Source organism: Serpens gallinarum, assembly GCF_014836765.1.
Taxonomy (GTDB): Bacteria; Pseudomonadota; Gammaproteobacteria; order Pseudomonadales; family Pseudomonadaceae; genus Serpens; species Serpens gallinarum.
The window spans coordinates 109,505-125,280 of the sequence record NZ_JACSQG010000004.1; the positions used below are offsets into that span (position 1 = coordinate 109,505).

General features: G+C 60.1%; 18 protein-coding genes. 10 read left to right on the forward strand and 8 right to left on the reverse strand.

Annotated elements, in window-relative coordinates:
- Positions 1–106: 106 nt before the first annotated feature.
- Positions 107–724, reverse strand: a complete 618-nt coding sequence (thrH, locus tag H9642_RS09775; RefSeq protein ID WP_251836253.1) for a bifunctional phosphoserine phosphatase/homoserine phosphotransferase ThrH — start codon at positions 722–724, stop codon at positions 107–109.
- 186 nt (positions 725–910) lie between these two features.
- On the opposite strand from thrH, the gene H9642_RS09780 reads away from it, so the two are divergent.
- A complete protein-coding gene (locus H9642_RS09780) occupies positions 911–1,645 on the forward strand; it encodes a phosphoadenylyl-sulfate reductase (protein WP_251836254.1) in 735 nt (244 codons plus the stop codon).
- A gap of 84 nt (positions 1,646–1,729) precedes the next feature.
- Here the strand turns inward: H9642_RS09780 and cysB are convergent, their stop codons facing one another.
- Positions 1,730–2,704 carry an HTH-type transcriptional regulator CysB gene (gene cysB, locus H9642_RS09785; protein WP_251836255.1) on the reverse strand — a complete coding sequence of 325 codons (975 nt, stop codon included), beginning with the start codon at positions 2,702–2,704 and terminating at the stop codon, positions 1,730–1,732.
- 318 nt (positions 2,705–3,022) lie between these two features.
- Here cysB and H9642_RS09790 point away from each other — a divergent pair, with 318 nt between their 5' ends.
- Entirely contained in the window at positions 3,023–4,099 is a 1,077-nt protein-coding gene (locus H9642_RS09790) for a 3-deoxy-7-phosphoheptulonate synthase (protein WP_251836256.1), read from the forward strand.
- A 52-nt stretch (positions 4,100–4,151) separates the two neighbouring features.
- On the opposite strand, the gene H9642_RS09795 is transcribed toward H9642_RS09790, so the two are convergent.
- Positions 4,152–4,430 carry a GNAT family N-acetyltransferase gene (locus H9642_RS09795; protein ID WP_251836257.1) on the reverse strand — a complete coding sequence of 93 codons (279 nt, stop codon included), beginning with the start codon at positions 4,428–4,430 and terminating at the stop codon, positions 4,152–4,154.
- Positions 4,431–4,870: 440 nt separating this feature from the next.
- Between H9642_RS09795 and H9642_RS09800 the strand changes: the two genes are divergently transcribed.
- The gene (locus H9642_RS09800) at positions 4,871–5,122 is read left to right on the forward strand and encodes an Lpp/OprI family alanine-zipper lipoprotein (protein WP_251836258.1); all 252 of its coding nucleotides are present in this window, start codon (positions 4,871–4,873) and stop codon (positions 5,120–5,122) included.
- 93 nt (positions 5,123–5,215) lie between these two features.
- On the opposite strand, the gene H9642_RS09805 is transcribed toward H9642_RS09800, so the two are convergent.
- The 3 genes from H9642_RS09805 to H9642_RS09815 all read right to left on the reverse strand — a co-directional run bounded on the left by H9642_RS09805 (position 5,216) and on the right by H9642_RS09815 (position 7,182).
- The gene (locus H9642_RS09805) at positions 5,216–6,172 is read right to left on the reverse strand and encodes a L,D-transpeptidase family protein (protein WP_251836427.1); all 957 of its coding nucleotides are present in this window, start codon (positions 6,170–6,172) and stop codon (positions 5,216–5,218) included.
- A 55-nt stretch (positions 6,173–6,227) separates the two neighbouring features.
- A complete protein-coding gene (locus H9642_RS09810) occupies positions 6,228–6,509 on the reverse strand; it encodes a hypothetical protein (protein ID WP_251836259.1) in 282 nt (93 codons plus the stop codon).
- A gap of 67 nt (positions 6,510–6,576) precedes the next feature.
- Entirely contained in the window at positions 6,577–7,182 is a 606-nt protein-coding gene (locus tag H9642_RS09815; protein ID WP_251836260.1) for an arylesterase, read from the reverse strand.
- A 10-nt stretch (positions 7,183–7,192) separates the two neighbouring features.
- Here H9642_RS09815 and H9642_RS09820 point away from each other — a divergent pair, with 10 nt between their 5' ends.
- Genes H9642_RS09820 through greB form a run of 3 tightly spaced genes read left to right on the forward strand, consistent with a single transcriptional unit; the run spans position 7,193 to position 10,918 of the window.
- Positions 7,193–7,876: an ABC transporter ATP-binding protein gene (locus H9642_RS09820; RefSeq protein ID WP_251836261.1), complete on the forward strand. Its 684-nt coding sequence runs from the start codon at positions 7,193–7,195 to the stop codon at positions 7,874–7,876.
- Positions 7,876–10,383 carry an ABC transporter permease gene (locus H9642_RS09825; protein ID WP_251836262.1) on the forward strand — a complete coding sequence of 836 codons (2,508 nt, stop codon included), beginning with the start codon at positions 7,876–7,878 and terminating at the stop codon, positions 10,381–10,383. Before H9642_RS09820 ends, H9642_RS09825 begins: the two co-directional genes overlap by 1 nt.
- A gap of 37 nt (positions 10,384–10,420) precedes the next feature.
- On the forward strand, positions 10,421–10,918 hold the full coding sequence (greB, locus tag H9642_RS09830) for a transcription elongation factor GreB (RefSeq protein ID WP_251836263.1): 498 nt from the start codon (positions 10,421–10,423) through the stop codon (positions 10,916–10,918).
- On the opposite strand, the gene H9642_RS09835 is transcribed toward greB, so the two are convergent.
- Entirely contained in the window at positions 10,909–11,235 is a 327-nt protein-coding gene (locus H9642_RS09835; RefSeq protein ID WP_251836264.1) for a class I SAM-dependent methyltransferase, read from the reverse strand. The two genes, greB and H9642_RS09835, sit on opposite strands and share 10 nt — an antisense overlap.
- A gap of 179 nt (positions 11,236–11,414) precedes the next feature.
- Here H9642_RS09835 and thpR point away from each other — a divergent pair, with 179 nt between their 5' ends.
- The 4 genes from thpR (at position 11,415) to H9642_RS09855 (ending at position 14,905) form a co-directional block, all read left to right on the forward strand.
- Positions 11,415–11,945: an RNA 2',3'-cyclic phosphodiesterase gene (thpR, locus tag H9642_RS09840; RefSeq protein ID WP_251836265.1), complete on the forward strand. Its 531-nt coding sequence runs from the start codon at positions 11,415–11,417 to the stop codon at positions 11,943–11,945.
- Between the two features lie 167 nt (positions 11,946–12,112).
- Entirely contained in the window at positions 12,113–12,457 is a 345-nt protein-coding gene (locus H9642_RS09845) for a lipase secretion chaperone (protein WP_251836266.1), read from the forward strand.
- A 32-nt stretch (positions 12,458–12,489) separates the two neighbouring features.
- A complete protein-coding gene (locus H9642_RS09850) occupies positions 12,490–13,290 on the forward strand; it encodes a TatD family hydrolase (RefSeq protein WP_251836267.1) in 801 nt (266 codons plus the stop codon).
- A 133-nt stretch (positions 13,291–13,423) separates the two neighbouring features.
- Positions 13,424–14,905: a methyl-accepting chemotaxis protein gene (locus H9642_RS09855; RefSeq protein ID WP_251836268.1), complete on the forward strand. Its 1,482-nt coding sequence runs from the start codon at positions 13,424–13,426 to the stop codon at positions 14,903–14,905.
- 19 nt (positions 14,906–14,924) lie between these two features.
- Here H9642_RS09855 and H9642_RS09860 read toward each other — a convergent pair whose 3' ends face one another.
- Positions 14,925–15,719, reverse strand: coding sequence for an acyl-CoA thioesterase (locus H9642_RS09860; protein WP_251836269.1), 795 nt, complete (start codon positions 15,717–15,719; stop codon positions 14,925–14,927).
- Between the last annotated feature and the right edge of the window lie 57 nt (positions 15,720–15,776).

Below are 15,776 nucleotides of genomic sequence, written 5' to 3' on the forward strand. Positions count from 1 at the left end.
GTCAGCGCTTTTCTGGTCGCCGAGTGGGCTCAGGACGTTCGCGGCCCGGCGACACATCGCAACGGTGGACAAAAAAGGCGACCTCCGGGGCCGCCTTTTTTGGGTCTTACAGACTCAGCGTCCGGTTCGATGCCTTGAGGAATTCCTGCTTCAGGTCTTCAAAGGTATGTACTGCCGGGAACTGGGGGAATTCGCGAATCACATTGTCCGGGGCATGGAACAGGATGCCGGCGTGCGCTTCGGAGAGCATGGTGGTGTCGTTGTACGAATCACCGGCCGCGATTACACGGTAATAAAGGCTCTTGAGGGCCACCACGGACTGGCGCTTCGGATCCTTCTGGCGCAGCTCATAACCCACCACGCGGTCGGTCTCGTCAACCAGCAGCTTGTGGCACAACAGCGTCGGAAAACCCAGCTGGCGCATCAGGGGTTGCGAAAACTCATAAAAGGTATCGGAGAGAATGACCACCTGAAAGCGCTCACGCAGCCAGTTGATGAACTCCACCGCGCCGTCCAGCGGCTTGAGCGTGGCGATGACTTCCTGGATATCACCGAGCTTCAGGCCATGCTCGTCGAGAATGCGCAAACGCTGCTTCATCAGCACGTCGTAATCGGGAATATCCCGGGTCGTGGCCTTGAGCGCATCGATACCAGTTTTTTCCGCGAAGGCAATCCAGATTTCTGGCACCAACACGCCTTCCAGGTCGAGACAGGCAATCTCCACGAGCTACTCCTAAGCGAGGTTTGAAATGAAGGCGGCACTCTAGCTGCTCGCCATACCCCGTGCAATGCCGCCTCTTATAACCAGATAAGACAAATGCACGCTTCTTGGTTATTTCTGGGCACCGCCAAGGGTTTGTTAGGATGCCGCCGCAGAGCGCGTCCAGCGCCATGATCATGAGGAAGCCTGATGAGTCACCCTTTCAATGTCGCCGAATGGGCGGCGCTGTATGCCGAACGTTCTCCCCAGGACATTCTCAAACTCGCCTTCGAGCACTTTGGCGACGACCTCTGGCTCTCCTTCAGCGGTGCGGAGGATGTCGTGCTGGTGGACATGGCCTGGAAGCTCAACAAGAACGTCAAGGTCTTCAGCCTGGATACCGGTCGCCTGCATCCGGAAACCTACCGATTTATCGAGCAGGTACGCGAGCACTACGGCATCCCCATCGAACTCCTTTCCCCCGACGCGCGCCTGCTGGAACCGCTGGTCAAGGAAAAAGGCCTGTTCAGCTTCTACAAGGACGGCCACGGTGAATGCTGTGGCATCCGCAAGATCGAACCGCTGCGCCGCAAACTGGCTACGGTGAGCGCCTGGGCGACAGGCCAGCGTCGTGACCAGAGCCCGGGCACGCGCAGCCAGGTGGCGGTGTTGGAAGTGGACAGCGCCTTTTCCACGCCGGAACAGAGCCTCTACAAGTTCAACCCGCTGGCTCAGATGACCAGCGCGGAGGTCTGGAGCTATATCCGCATGCTGGAGGTTCCCTACAACCCCTTGCATGAGCGCGGTTTTATCAGCATTGGCTGCGAACCCTGCACCCGCCCCGTACTGCCCAACCAGCATGAACGCGAAGGCCGCTGGTGGTGGGAAGAAGCCACCCACAAAGAATGCGGGCTGCATGCGGGAAATTTGATCGCTAAAGAATGATGGGGATGGCTGGGGTATTCATTTAGGCTGCCGGTGGAAAACCCAAGAAGGGTTTTCCACCTCACTCAACAGCCTATCGGTGTGTCAGTGGGTCGGCAGCTCGACCTTCTCGAACAGCTCATCCATTTCTGCCTTGTTGCGGCATTGCACCGCCTTGGCCACCACATCGCGGTTGAGGTGCGGCGCGAATTTCTCGACAAAGTCGTACATGAAGCCGCGCATGAAAGTGCCGCGGCGAAAGCCGATCTTGGTGACGCTGGACTCGAACAGCTCACTGGCGTCGAGCACGACCAGATCCGGATCCAGTTGCTCGTCCACGGCCATTTTCGCCACGATGCCGACACCCAGCCCCAGGCGTACATAGGTCTTGATCACGTCGGCATCGGCTGCTGTGAACACCACCTTGGGGCTCAGGCCGCGGCGGCTGAACGCCTCATCCAGCTTCGAGCGGCCGGTGAAACCGAAGACATAGGTCACGATCGGATACTCGGCCAGCGCTTCGAGGGTCAGCTTCGGCACTTTGCACAAGGGATGTCCCTTGGGCACCACCACGCAGCGGTTCCAGCGATAGCAGGGCATCATGATCAGATCGCCGAACAATTCCAGGCCTTCAGTGGCGATGGCGAAATCCACGGTGCCGTCGGCTGCCATTTCGGCAATTTGGGTTGGCGATCCCTGGTGCATGTGCAGGGCAACGTCCGGGTATTGCTTGATAAAGGAACTGATGACTGGCGGCAGCGCGTAGCGGGCCTGGGTATGCGTGGTGGCCAGCGAGAGCACCCCTTTTTTCTCGTTGGAGAATTCCTGGGCAATCTGCTTGATGTTCTCGACCTTGCGCAAAATCTCCCCGGCGGTATGAATGATGCTTTCGCCCGCCGGAGTTACACGCGTCAGGTGCTTGCCGCTACGGGCGAACACTTCCAGCCCCAATTCATCTTCCAGCAGGCGAATCTGCTTGCTGATTCCTGGCTGCGACGTGTAGAGGCTCTTGGCAGTAGCCGACACGTTCAGATCATGGTGTGCCACCTCCCAGATGTAACGCAGTTGCTGAAGCTTCATGGCAGATCCTCAAATGTTGCGGCGGCGATGTGGCTAGCGGTTTCTTATAACCATATTAATCCAATCAGACAAAAAACAACTGAGACAAGTATTAAAAACCGTATCGGTGTCGCGAAAACGTTGCGGCGCCCACCTCGAGCGCAAAGCAACCGGATGGGAATGACCGAGCGAATACACACAGGCAAACAGGGCTTTCGCCAGCCCGCCCCATTGTCGAGCCCGCAGATAAAGCGTTAAGGTTGCTCTCTTCCTCACCATGCCCTTCCTGCTGTGCACGCCGCAAGGGGATGCCTGGCCCCCGACTGACGAGTAACACCGATGGCAGATTTACCGATCAATGACCTGAACGTTGCCTCCAACGAAGCCCTGATCACGCCGGAGCAACTGAAGCACGAAATGCCCCTCACCGAAGCCGCCCGCCGCACCGTGACACACGGTCGCCAGGTGATTCGGGACATTCTTGATGGCAAGGATCATCGCCTGTTCATCGTGATTGGCCCTTGCTCGATCCATGATCTCAAAGCGGCCCATGAATACGCTGAACGCCTTAAAGTGCTGGCTGAGCAAGTATCCGACACGCTGTTCCTGGTCATGCGCGTCTATTTTGAGAAGCCGAGAACCACGGTAGGCTGGAAAGGCCTGATTAACGACCCTTACTTGGATGACTCCTTCAAGATCCAGGACGGACTGAGCATTGGTCGCAAGTTGCTGCTCGACCTGGCCGACATGGGTCTGCCAGCTGCCACCGAAGCCCTGGACCCCATCTCCCCGCAATATTTGCAGGATTTGATTAGTTGGGCCGCCATCGGCGCGCGAACCACCGAATCCCAGACCCACCGGGAAATGGCGTCTGGCCTTTCTTCAGCAGTGGGCTTCAAGAACGGTACGGATGGCGGCTTGGCCGTCGCTATCAATGCCTTGCAATCCGTTTCTCGCCCGCATCGCTTCCTGGGTATCAATCAGCAAGGCGCGGTCTCCATCGTCACCACCAAGGGCAACACCTACGGTCACGTCGTGCTGCGTGGCGGCAACGGCAAACCCAACTATGACTCGGTAAGCGTCGCGGTCTGCGAACAAGAACTGGCCAAAGCCGGTATCACGCCCAACATCATGGTCGACTGCAGTCACGCCAACTCCAACAAGGACCCCGGCCTGCAACCACTGGTCATGGATAACGTTGCCAATCAAATTCTGGAAGGCAACACCTCCATCATCGGGTTGATGGTCGAGAGCCACCTTGGCTGGGGCAGCCAATCCATTCCCAAGGACCTTGACCAACTCCAGTACGGCGTCTCGATTACCGATGCCTGTATCGATTGGCAAACGACTGAGAAAGCCGTGCTTAGCATGCATGAGAAATTGAAGGATAAGCTGCCCGAGCGCCGCAAGCGCTAAGGCTGCGGAACGTAAAAAGCCGGGCATTCGCACTGCCCGGCTTTTTTATGTGTCACTGTTTACCTGCCCTTCGTTCTCGCCGCTCCATATAGCGTTCTACATAGGAGCATGAAGGGATTACCGAATAGCCCATACTCTCGGCATACTGCAAGGCATGCTCGGTCAGGGCCGCCGCAATGCCCTTGCCGCGCAAGGCATTGGGTACATAGGTGCGATAAATATCCAGCGTTTGCTGACCCAGGTCCATATAAGCCAGATAGGCGTGATGGCCTTCCACGGTCGCCTCAAATTGATGACCGGCCACGTCATGATGGATAGCTAGCTCGTTCATGTGATTCCTCGTCAGGCCGAACCGATTACTGTGCAAAGCAAGCCTGCCTGGCCATTGCAATACCTCGTGCCGGGCATCCAGCCGCCACACTGTACACCCCCTTGATGCGCTGACCAAAGCAAACAACGCAAGGCAAACTTCCTGAGCGCCGGTCGAGACAATAAACACTCTTAGAAGTTCATCCCAGTTAAACTTATTTATAGCGCTCTACTTCTCTCGGCAACGGAACCTCTTACCGAAACAAAACTCTATAATAGCTTGCCCCAATAAAACCTAAACTAAAGAAAGCGCCATCACAGTTAAAACCTCTGCAGAACAATAAAAAAACCACCTAACTTGCACCATATCCGTTTACTTACTAAAAGTTACAGGTACTATGTACGCCGCTGATTTCCCCAACGGGAAATTGCACTTTAGAAAGCCCAAAGAAGGGGAACACGATGAACAACGTTCTGAAATTCTCTGCTCTGGCCCTGGCCGCAGTTCTGGCTACCGGTTGCAGCAGCATGTCACAGGAATCCGAAGCACGCCTGACCGCCAGCGAGGATGCTGCCGCTCGCGCTCAAGCTCGTGCCGACGAAGCCTACCGCCTGGCTGATGAAGCAATGGCCGCTGCGCAGAAAGCACAGCAGACCGCAGACGAGGCCAACGAACGCGCCTTGCGCATGCTGGAGCGCGCCAGCCGCAAGTAAGAGTCTGGCCTCAGGCTATCAAGCCGACCCTAACAGGGTCGGCTTTTTTTATGAGCGGCGTAGCTTAACGATTGGCAAACAAGCGAACCCGAATCAGCGGGGTGTTATCTCAGCAGCGAGCGCCGTATTTCTTGTGGCAATCTCGATTGGCAGTCCATCTTCTGCCGCAATCACTTCGCGCAACATTTCCCAGTCCAACTGCAGGTTCTGCAATTCGTCCCAGCGCAGTAAGGTATTGATCACCTTCGCATGTTTGTCCACCACCGAGAGTTTGCCCTCTTTACCTTCCAGTGGCGCATGCACTTCAAGGTAGTATTTATTAGCACTGACCCCCACCTTATAGGGCTGATCAATAATACGCACCGCAGTGCCAACCGAAGCCATCGCTGCCAATTCCAACACGTTGTGATTGAGCATGCGAAAGCATCCATGACTGACACGCATGCCAATACCGAACTTCTTGTTCGAACCATGAATGAGATAACCCGGTAAAGCCAAGGTCATCTTGTAGGGTCCCAAGGGATTATCGGGACCGGGTGGCACCACGCTCGGCAAGGGATCACCCTCGGCAGCATGCTCTTCGCGAATCGACTTGGGTGGATACCAAGCGGGATTGGCAAACTTGGCCGCGATGCGAGTTTCAGCGACGGGCGATGACCAGCCCTCACGACCAATTCCGAGGGGATAGGTATGCACCACCGCCTGCCCTTTCGGATAGTAATAAAGACGGTATTCCGCAAGGTTGATCACGATCCCTTCACGTGGACCCGGCGGCAGAATGAAGCGTGTCGGAAGAATGATCTCGGTACCCTCGCCAGGGAGCCAGGGGTCCACCCCCGGATTGGCGGCAACCATTTCCAGGTAGCCAAGGTCATGGCTCTCGGCAATTGCGGCAAAGGTATCTTCGTAACGCGCCTTGATAACCTGAACCTGCCCTACCACGTCCTCGTGGGGCGGAGGCAGAGGAAACTCCATGGCATGGACTGCGCCAGTGCTCACCAAAGCCATCAATGAGAGACTGCGAAAGACCGTGGAAGCACACGCGAACATCCGGATTGTATCCTTGAAGTGACAAATCGAAGGCCGGTTTGAAAGGCCGGCTATGTCAGACTTCAAAACCGGATAATCGTTCACCCCGACGATGTGCTTCAAGCGTAGCCTGGCAAACTGGGCACAGCCGCGAGTCACGCAGCAATTCCCGACTCAACGAACGCCAGCGCGGCTGAGCCGGCAGCAGACCGCCGCACAAGGTGCGATCCACATGTCCCGCCAATTCCAGCTGCCGCTCGATCAGATGCAGGCGCACCTCGCGGCAGGCGAACAGATCCAACTGCTCGTCTGGCTCGATCAATTTATAGGCATACAGGGACCAGGCGCGGCGTGGCATGTTGGGCTCCATGAAGGGGGCGCAACATTAGCCGAAAGCCTGGGCGCGGAAAAGCCTCGAGAGCCCCTTAAAGCATCTGTTTGAGCAATGGCCAGAGATTGTCGAGCATCCGTTGCTGGGCTGCTGGCGCCGGATGAATGCCATCAGCCTGCATCATGCCCTCGACACCGCCGACGCCTTCCAGAAAAAACGGCACCCAAGGTACTTGTGTCTGCGCCGCAAGGTCCGAATACACCTGCTCGAATGCTCGGGTGTAGCGCAGTCCATAGTTGGGCGGTAACCGCATGCCAAGCAACAGCACCTGGGCCCCGCTGTCACGGCTGCGTTCAATCATGGCGAGCAGATTTTGCTGCATTTGCGCTGGGGGCAAGCCTCGTAGGCCGTCATTGCCACCCAACTCAAGAATCACCCACTCCGGCTGATGCTCGGCGAGCAGCCTGGGCAATCGAACCAGACCGCCAGCGGTTGTGTCACCACTGATCGACGCGTTGACCACCCGATGATCCAGGCCCTCTTCCTCCAAGCGCTGTTCCAGCAAGGCGACCCAACCCTGGCGGGTATCCATGCCCAGAGCGGCGCTGATACTATCGCCGACGACCAGCAGGGTGCCGGCCAAGGAATTTTGCGACCACAGCAGCACAGCCATGGCCCCCGCAATACACCAAGCCCGCATCGGAATCTCCATGAACACCTGCATTCTCAATGCCCGCAACCTTAGCAAAGTGGTCCCCAGCGCGGAAGGCGACCTGACCATTCTGCACAGCCTGTCTCTGGATCTGAGCGCCGGCGACAGCCTGGCCATCGTTGGCAGCTCCGGTTCGGGTAAATCGACGCTGCTGGGCCTTCTCGCCGGACTGGATCGCCCCAGCAGCGGCGAAGTCATGCTCGCCGGCCACGCGCTGGAGCAACTGGACGAAGATCAGCGTGCGCGTGTGCGCGCCGAACACGTCGGCTTTGTGTTTCAGTCCTTTCAGTTATTGGACAGCCTCAATGCACTGGAAAACGTCATGCTGCCTCTGGAACTGGATGGGCGTCTCGATGCGCGCCGGCGTGCCGACGAACTGCTGCAGCGGGTAGGTCTGGAACATCGTCTGCAGCATTACCCCCGCCAGCTTTCCGGCGGAGAACAGCAACGCGTGGCGATTGCCCGCGCCTTCGCTGCCGAACCGGACGTGCTGTTTGCCGACGAACCCACCGGCAATCTCGACACCCAGACCGGCGAGCGTATCAGCGACCTGCTTTTCGCCCTCAATCAGGAGCGCGGCGCCACCCTGGTACTGGTGACCCACGACCAACGCCTGGCCCATCGCTGTCGACGGCAGATCCGCCTTGAAGCGGGACACCTTGTCACCCGGGACGAACCCTGATGGCCGGCCTGCCGTTACGCCGCCTGCTGACCCTCGCGACGCGGCAACTGCGGCGTGATGCCCGCTCTGGAGAATTGCGCGTGCTGTTCGCCGCCGTGTTGGTCGCCGTCGCCGCCAGCACGGCCATCGGATATTTCAGCACGCGACTGAACGATGCCATGTTGCTGCGCGCCAGCGAATTTCTCGGTGCCGATCTGGTGCTCAATGGCTCGGCGCCGGCCGCCCCGGAACAGCTGCGAAGCGGCCGGCAGCTAGGTCTACAGCATGCCCGTGTAGTGGAGTTCTCCAGCGTGATTGCCACTGACCAAGGCATTCAGCTGGCCAGCGTCAAAGCGGCAGACAGTGAATACCCGCTACGTGGCGAACTGCGCAGCGCACCCGCGCCTTATGAAGCAGAAACCCCTGGCAGCGGGCCGTCCCGCGGCGAAGCCTGGGCCGAGGCTCGTCTGTTCGCTGCGCTGGATCTCAAGGTCGGCGACAGTATCGAAGTCGGTGAAAAACAACTGCGCCTGAGCCGTGTCCTCACCTACGAGCCGGACCGCGCTGGCGATTTCTACAGCCTGACACCCCGCGTGCTGATGCACCTCGACGACCTGGATGCCACCGGCATCGTGCAGCCGGGCAGCCGGGTCCGCTACCGAGAGCTATGGACCGGCGACACCCAGCAATTGGCGGACTATCGCGCCGCTCTCGCTGGCCAGCTGAGCCCCCAGCAGCGCCTGGAAGACACCCGTGACGGCAATCGGCAAATCGGCACTGCGCTGGGCCGCGCCGAACGCTACCTGAATCTCGCCAGCCTGGCAGCCGTCTTGCTTGCTGGGGTGGCCGTGGCGCTGTCGGCCAGCCGGTTCGCCATCCGCCGCTACGACGCCAGCGCGTTGTTGCGTTGCCTGGGTCTATCACGGCACGAGGCCTTGGGACTCTATGCCGTGCAATTGCTGCTGCTCGGAGTGCTGGCCAGCAGCCTGGGCGCCGCGCTCGGCTGGCTGGCGCAGCATGGGCTGTTCCACCTGCTGCGGGATTTACTGCCCACCGACATTCCACCTGGCGGCCTGCTGCCGGCACTGGCTGGAATGGCCATCGGCTTGCTGGCCCTGGCGGGTTTCGCCCTGCCACCCCTGGCAGCGTTGGGCCGAGTCCCACCGTTGCGCGTATTACGCAGCGATGTCTTGCCTTTGCCACCCAGCGCATGGCTGGTGTACGGCTCCGCGCTCGTGGCGCTGGGCATCATCATGTGGCGCCTGAGCCTGGACCTGACGCTCACCCTGGCCATGATCGGCGGGGGGCTGTTGGCCGTCTTGCTGCTGGGTGGACTGTTGCTGTTCGGCCTACAGGGCCTGCGCCGCCTGCTGAGCAATGCGAGCCTGCCTTGGCGCCTCGGACTGGGCCAATTGTTGCGCCATCCACTGGCCGCTGCCGGACAGGCGTTGGCGTTCGGCCTGATCCTGCTGGCCATGGCGCTCATCGCCTTGCTACGCGGCGAACTGCTGGATACCTGGCAGGCGCAATTGCCGGCCGATGCACCCAACCATTTCGCCCTGAATATTCTGCCTGGCGACAAGGACGCCTTTAACACACGCCTAGCGGCCTTGCAGGTGCAAGCCGCCCCGTTGTATCCCGTGGTGCCGGGCCGCCTGATCGCCATTAATGACCAGCCAGTACGCCAACGGGTAAGCAAGGAATCACAAGGCGAGCGGGCGATCCGCCGCGACCTCAGCCTGACCTGGGCCGCCGACCTGCCCGCTGACAACCTGCTCAAGGCCGGCCACTGGTGGCAACCGGAAAACGCAGCGGATTCGCTGCCGGGCGTTTCGGTGGAGAGCGAACTGGCCGAAAGCCTGGGACTGCAACTGGGTGACAGGCTGCGCTTCAACGTGGGCAGCAGTGAGCGCGAAACACGCGTCACCAGCCTACGGGAGGTGGACTGGAACAATTTCCAGCCCAACTTCTACATGATCTTCGAACCAGGCACGCTGCAAGATCTGCCGACCACCTACCTGACCAGCTTCTATTTACCCGCCGGCCAGGAACGCCAGCTAGTCGAGCTGGCACGCGCCTTTCCCACCGTCACCCTGCTGCAAGTGGACGCCCTGCTGGCGCAACTGCGCAGTATCCTCTCCCAAGTGACTCTAGCCATCGAATATGTGTTGTTGTTTGTACTGGCCGCCGGCCTGGCCGTTCTGTTTGCCGGCTTACAGGCGACCCTGGACGAACGCATTCGCCAAGGTGCGCTGTTGCGGGCGCTGGGCGCCCGGCGGCGCTTGCTGATCAAGGCCCGCCGCAGCGAATTCGCTTTACTCGGTGCTACCAGCGGCGTACTCGCGGCACTGGGTTGCGAGTTGATCAGCGCGCTGCTTTATCGTTTCGCCTTCGACCTCGCGTGGCATCCGCATCCCTGGCTGCTGCTATTGCCGGTGCTGGGCGCCTTGCTGATCGGCGGGGCCGGCATGCTCGGCACCCGCCGAGCCCTCAATGCCAGCCCCCTGCAGGTGCTGCGCGAAGGTTGACCTTGTACCCTTATCCTTTTGCCAGACGTGGAATGCCATGAGCCGTTATCGTCCGCCCCGCAGCGCCGGTACGCCGCTGATCACCCCGGAAGGGGAAGCGCGCCTGCGCGCCGAATTGCATGAACTGTGGAATGTACGTCGCCCCCAGGTGACCCAATCGGTGAGCGAGGCCGCCGCGCAGGGTGATCGCTCGGAGAACGCCGAATACACCTACGGCAAGAAAATGCTGCGCGAGATTGACAGCCGCGTACGCTTTTTGCGCAAGCGTCTGGAAAGCCTCAAAGTGGTCAGCGAACGGCCCAGCGATCCCGACAAGGTCTACTTTGGCGCCTGGGTCACGCTGGAGGACGACGAGGGCGAGACCGCGCGCTACCGCATCGTCGGTCCAGACGAACTGGATCTGAAGAACCACCTGATCAGCATCGACGCCCCGCTGGCACGGGCCCTGGTCGGCAAGGCGCTGGACGCCGAAGTGCGCGTCGCCACGCCGACCGGTGAGAAAACCTGGTACGTGATGGCGATCGATTACCCTTGAGTCGGGCCCGTGCGGCGGGTGATCAATCCCTTGCGAGCAATGCGAGTCAGGTCATGAATATAGTCAGCCGCCTGTTCACCGCGCGGTGCTTCGATAACGGCCAAATCGAAACTGTCCGTTGCGTAAGCGGACAACGAATCACCTTCGGCACTGAATTGGATCAGCAGGGTTTTGGGCTTACCCCAGCGCTTCGGCACGCCATCCAGGTAGCGTAAAAGCGTGGGTTGATGACAACCGCCCAGGAGAATCTTGGGATCGCGGCAGATCAGCCCGGACGTGATCGGGGCCAGACGTAGCTTGCTGTGCTGTACATTCATTTGGAGAACTTCCGCCTCAAAGGGAACCGCTGGACAGCGGTGGGAGGCGACACCGGAACCAGCGCTTTAGCGGTATTTCGAAGTCATGGACTCCAGGCGCCCCGCAAGTAGCTGACTAAATCGGCGCAAGGCATGAATCCTATGGAAATCAGCCCGTTACTGTCAACCAGCGAGTGCTCATGAACTCACCTCATTTGCGTCTGTTTTTTGCCTTGCCCTGCCCACCGCAGCTTGCCGCGCAAATAGCCACGTGGCGAGACAGTCTGGGAATAGAAGGGCAACCGGTGATGCCCGCCGACCTGCACGTGACCCTGGCATTTCTCGGTCAACAGCCGCTGGACAAGCTGCCCTTGCTTGAGCGGATGGCCGCTGGGCTCCAGATCGCACGCTTTCACCTGCAACTCGATCAGTTGCAGCAGTGGCACTCCGGCCTTTTAGTGCTCACCCCCAGCCAGCCACCTGAAGCGCTCCTGCACCTGCAGCGCGAACTTCAACGCCACTTGCTCGCCGCCGGCCTACCTGTAGACGCACGTCCATTCCGCCCACACCTGACGCTGTTGCGCCGAGGACACACCAGAATTGTCCCTGCGGAGCCATGTTTCGCCTGGACCGCTGAAGAGTGGGGTTTATTGGCTTCCGAGCCCCGTTCCGTCAGCTCCCGTTACCGGTTGTTGCAAGCTTGGCCGTTGCTGCGGCACAGCGACTCCTGATGGGTCATGGCGTAACAACCCCTCCGCTCGAGCGTCTCTGCAATTGCTAGGAAACGCCTGACCCAGAGCCGTTACATATAAATCTGAAAAATCGGCATGTTTCCTGCTTAGCACTGTTTCCATGCGTGCGTCCATGGTTGCGCCGCAGCCCGTACCGAGTCCTGGCCATGAATAAGCCTCTGCTTGCCCTTTTACTGGTTCTCATCATTGGTTTATCCGGCCTCGGACTTCTGTTGCCGCCCTCCCAAGCCCTGTTTGCCGGAACGCCCGTGGCCGATGGCCGCAGTGAACAGGATCGGCCCCGGCCGGCGGACTGGGAGCAGCGTTTACGCGCGTATCACAAGGCCAGCGCACGCTTGCAGCTCAATGAGAGCCTGTCTCCCGAGGACAGGCGCACAGCGCTGGAGCGTTTGCGCGACGAGCACTTCAGTGACGAGGAGCTCCGCTGGCTGGAGCGCTACCCGGCCTCCGACACCGCTTTGCAACCGCCCTCTGCCTCGCCAATTGAGTAAACTGGCCGCTTCGTAACATCGCAGCGAACGCCATGCACCTTATCGATATCGGCCTCAACCTCACCCATCCCAGTCTTGCTCGTGATCTTGACGGTGTGCTGGAACGCGCCGAAGACGCCGGCGTCAAGCAAATGATCATTACCGGCACAAGCCTGCCGGAAAGCGAGCAGGCACTGCAGCTCTGCGAGGAGCATGACCCTGAGCAACGGCGCCTGTTCAGCACCGCAGGGGTACATCCCCACGCCGCCAGCCAATGGAATGCAGCCGTCGCTGTTGAACTGCGCGCGTTGCTGCAACACAGCCGAGTACGCGCAGTGGGTGAATGCGGCCTCGACTTCAATCGTGATTTCTCACCGCGCCCGAAGCAGGAAAAAGCACTGGAAGAACAGCTTGAGCTGGCGGTCGAACTGCAAATGCCGGTCTTTCTTCATGAACGCGATGCGGACCACCGCCTTCTGGCCATCCTGCGTGACTATCGCGACCGCTTGCCGGCCGCCGTGGTGCACTGTTTTACCGGCGAGCGTCAGGCGCTGTTCGGCTATCTGGACCTGGATCTGCACATCGGCATCACAGGCTGGATCTGCGATGAGCGCCGCGGCACCCACCTGCATCCCCTGGTTCGGGAGATCCCAGTTGGCCGGTTGATGCTAGAAAGCGATGCACCCTATCTACTGCCGCGCACACTGCGTCCAAAACCGAAAAGTGGTCACAACGAACCGGCTTATCTGGGCGAAGTGTTGCGCTGCGTCGCCCTGCATCGCAACGAAAGCATCGAAGCCGTAGCCGCGCACACCAGTGCATGCGCCCGACAGTTTTTCGCATTACCGGATTAACGGACTCAAGTCGGGGCAACCTCAGGCCGTTACAGGGTAGAGCAAAGAGTTGATTACCAGCACAGGGCCGGGCATTCTGGCCAATCAATGATGGCAACACGCCACCCAATTTCTCCAACAATAGAGCAGTCTAATGGCCCTCTGGATTCGCGATCTTTCCCTGAAATACAAATTTTGGGCCCTTAACGCTGTCTCCTTCGCCACCACCCTATTGTTGGTGATCTTTGCCATGCTGCAAGAGCAGGATGGCCGGGCCAGCGAAGCCCGCCATCAGGCGCAGCTCAAGGCACAACTGCTGGCCAGTTGGCCTAGCCAACAAGCGCTGCCGCACAATCCGTTACTGGTGTCCTTCGCCAAGGGCGACAGCCCCCAGCTGCAAGGCCAGCGCGCCACTCGCCTGGCCAATGCAACCGGCTGGGTAGCACTGGAACATGACGCGCTGTTTGGCCAACAGCCCTTGATCGGCGCCCAAGTGATCGAGCGTGACAACGGCCAGCGGCTGGCCGTATTGGCCCGCGCGCCCAGCCTGAGCCAGATCTTCTTTGATCGCATGGGCCAATACGCCCTCGCCGTGCTGATTTTGATGCTGGCTCTGCTGGCCAGCTCGCAGCTGCTGATCCGTTTTCTGCTCGGCCACCTCGACACACTCAAAGCCGTCATGCTGCATGTCGAGAAAACCGGCGACCTGGCAGCCCGCGTGCCACTTGAAGGCGGCGACGAGGTTGGCCAGATGGCCAGCGCCTTCAATGCCATGCAAAATGGCTATCAGCGCATCGTTAACGTCGTGGCGCAGACGGCCAGCCGCCTCGATCAGGGCGCTTCACGCCTAGCGGCAGACATGAACGACGTGCAGCAAGGCATGCTCGGCCAGCAAAGTGAAACCGACCAGACCGCCACGGCGATCAACGAAATGTCGACCACCGTCGCCCACATCGCCCAGCATGCGGCCGATACGCGCGATCAGTCCCAGTCAGCCGATGAATTGGCCGGTGCCGGCCAATCGGTAGTGCACCGCGTCGAGGGTTCCATCGCCACGCTGTCCAAGGGAGTGCAGGAAACCGCCCAGATGATCGAGCGACTGGCCAAGGACAGTCAAAAGATCAGCAGTGTAGTGGGCGTTATTCACGGCATCGCCGACCAGACCAACCTGCTGGCCCTGAACGCCGCCATCGAAGCCGCTCGCGCCGGCGAACAAGGCCGGGGGTTTGCCGTGGTCGCCGATGAAGTGCGTCACCTGGCCAAACGTGTTCAGGTCTCAACCGACGAAATCACCCAGATGGTCACCGCGCTGCAAGGCGGCACCCGGGACGCCGTGGAATTCATGCAGGAAAGCTCTCTGCGGGCCGACGACTGCGTACAGCTGGCCCAAGAGGCTGGCACCGCACTCACCGCCATCACCAATGCGGTGGCGCAAATGCGCGAGAGCAATACGCAGATTGCGGTTGCCGCCGAACAGCAAAGCCAAGTGGCGGAAGAAATGACCCGGTCGGTGGTGGGCATCCGTGATCTATCCGAACTGACCGTGCGCAAAACCAGCGCCTCCACCTCCACCAGTAACGAACTCGCCCACCTGGCCGCCGAGCTGAGCAAGGCGATTCGCCAACTCAAGCTCTGAAGCTCTGACAGGTGCCGCCTCAGTCGAAGACCACCACGGTTTGCCGACTCAGCGCCAGCAACTCGCCGGCGGGCGACCACAAGCTCGCCGCGATGTGCCCATAGCCATCGCGGGCATGCTCGATGCGCGCCTGGTACTGGCACCAGTCGCGGCTGCTGATCAGCGGTTGCGGCTGGATAAGCTCAATGGTCCAGGTCAATGAACTGCCTGGAGCTGGGCTGCTCAGGTAGCTGAGCAGTGCGGGCGGCCAGGCGTCTACCAGCGCGAGCAACAGGCGCTCATCCACCGCGACATCTGGCACCTCACCTCGCAGGCGCACCCAGCCGCCCATCTCGCGCGCCGCAGTGTTGCTGAACGGTAAACCGCCCTGCCCCCAACGCATCGCCAGATGGCGTGTGAACTCTGGCGTCACGCCGCGCAGATAAGGCAGCTCCTGACAGTTCTCGACCGCCTTGATCGGCGGAGCAGGCTCGGCCTCCACAGTCACGGTAGAAGTGCGCCCCGAGCCGAAACTGCCCTGCACCAGCGTCACCACTTGACCATCCTGCACAGCGCGTCCCAACACCTGACTGACGGCACGCCCTTCGCGCAATACCTCGACCTCGAAACGCACCTCCTTGGCGCACACCATAGGGGCAACGAAGGTGACCGCCAGGGAACGCAACGGGCGCGCGGCGGGTACTTGGGCGCGCATGGCCTGATAAACCAGTGCCACGGCCACACCACCGAAAACGGCACGCCCTTGGCCCCATTGTTCCGGCACACTCATGGCAGCTTCGCCACAGCCGGCTCGCATCACGTCGAAAAAATCCATTGGCAACCTTCGGCACAGACTGAGTTAAGGGAGATGCATAGGCCGCGCGCGGCGTCC

Excerpts from the sequence above, each read along its gene's own strand:
- H9642_RS09800 (WP_251836258.1), top strand. The coding sequence starts at position 4,871 with ATGAACAACGTTCTGAAATTCTCTGCTCTGGCCCTGGCCGCAGTTCTG.
- H9642_RS09795 (WP_251836257.1), bottom strand. The coding sequence starts at position 4,430 with ATGAACGAGCTAGCTATCCATCATGACGTGGCCGGTCATCAATTTGAG.
- H9642_RS09810 (WP_251836259.1), bottom strand. The coding sequence starts at position 6,509 with ATGCCACGCCGCGCCTGGTCCCTGTATGCCTATAAATTGATCGAGCCA.
- H9642_RS09835 (WP_251836264.1), bottom strand. The coding sequence starts at position 11,235 with ATGAATGTACAGCACAGCAAGCTACGTCTGGCCCCGATCACGTCCGGG.
- H9642_RS09860 (WP_251836269.1), bottom strand. The coding sequence starts at position 15,719 with ATGGATTTTTTCGACGTGATGCGAGCCGGCTGTGGCGAAGCTGCCATG.
- H9642_RS09805 (WP_251836427.1), bottom strand. The coding sequence starts at position 6,172 with ATGTTCGCGTGTGCTTCCACGGTCTTTCGCAGTCTCTCATTGATGGCT.
- H9642_RS09820 (WP_251836261.1), top strand. The coding sequence starts at position 7,193 with ATGAACACCTGCATTCTCAATGCCCGCAACCTTAGCAAAGTGGTCCCC.
- H9642_RS09815 (WP_251836260.1), bottom strand. The coding sequence starts at position 7,182 with ATGCGGGCTTGGTGTATTGCGGGGGCCATGGCTGTGCTGCTGTGGTCG.
- H9642_RS09850 (WP_251836267.1), top strand. The coding sequence starts at position 12,490 with ATGCACCTTATCGATATCGGCCTCAACCTCACCCATCCCAGTCTTGCT.
- thpR (WP_251836265.1), top strand. The coding sequence starts at position 11,415 with ATGAACTCACCTCATTTGCGTCTGTTTTTTGCCTTGCCCTGCCCACCG.
- H9642_RS09790 (WP_251836256.1), top strand. The coding sequence starts at position 3,023 with ATGGCAGATTTACCGATCAATGACCTGAACGTTGCCTCCAACGAAGCC.
- H9642_RS09780 (WP_251836254.1), top strand. The coding sequence starts at position 911 with ATGAGTCACCCTTTCAATGTCGCCGAATGGGCGGCGCTGTATGCCGAA.
- H9642_RS09825 (WP_251836262.1), top strand. The coding sequence starts at position 7,876 with ATGGCCGGCCTGCCGTTACGCCGCCTGCTGACCCTCGCGACGCGGCAA.
- H9642_RS09845 (WP_251836266.1), top strand. The coding sequence starts at position 12,113 with ATGAATAAGCCTCTGCTTGCCCTTTTACTGGTTCTCATCATTGGTTTA.
- H9642_RS09855 (WP_251836268.1), top strand. The coding sequence starts at position 13,424 with ATGGCCCTCTGGATTCGCGATCTTTCCCTGAAATACAAATTTTGGGCC.
- greB (WP_251836263.1), top strand. The coding sequence starts at position 10,421 with ATGAGCCGTTATCGTCCGCCCCGCAGCGCCGGTACGCCGCTGATCACC.
- cysB (WP_251836255.1), bottom strand. The coding sequence starts at position 2,704 with ATGAAGCTTCAGCAACTGCGTTACATCTGGGAGGTGGCACACCATGAT.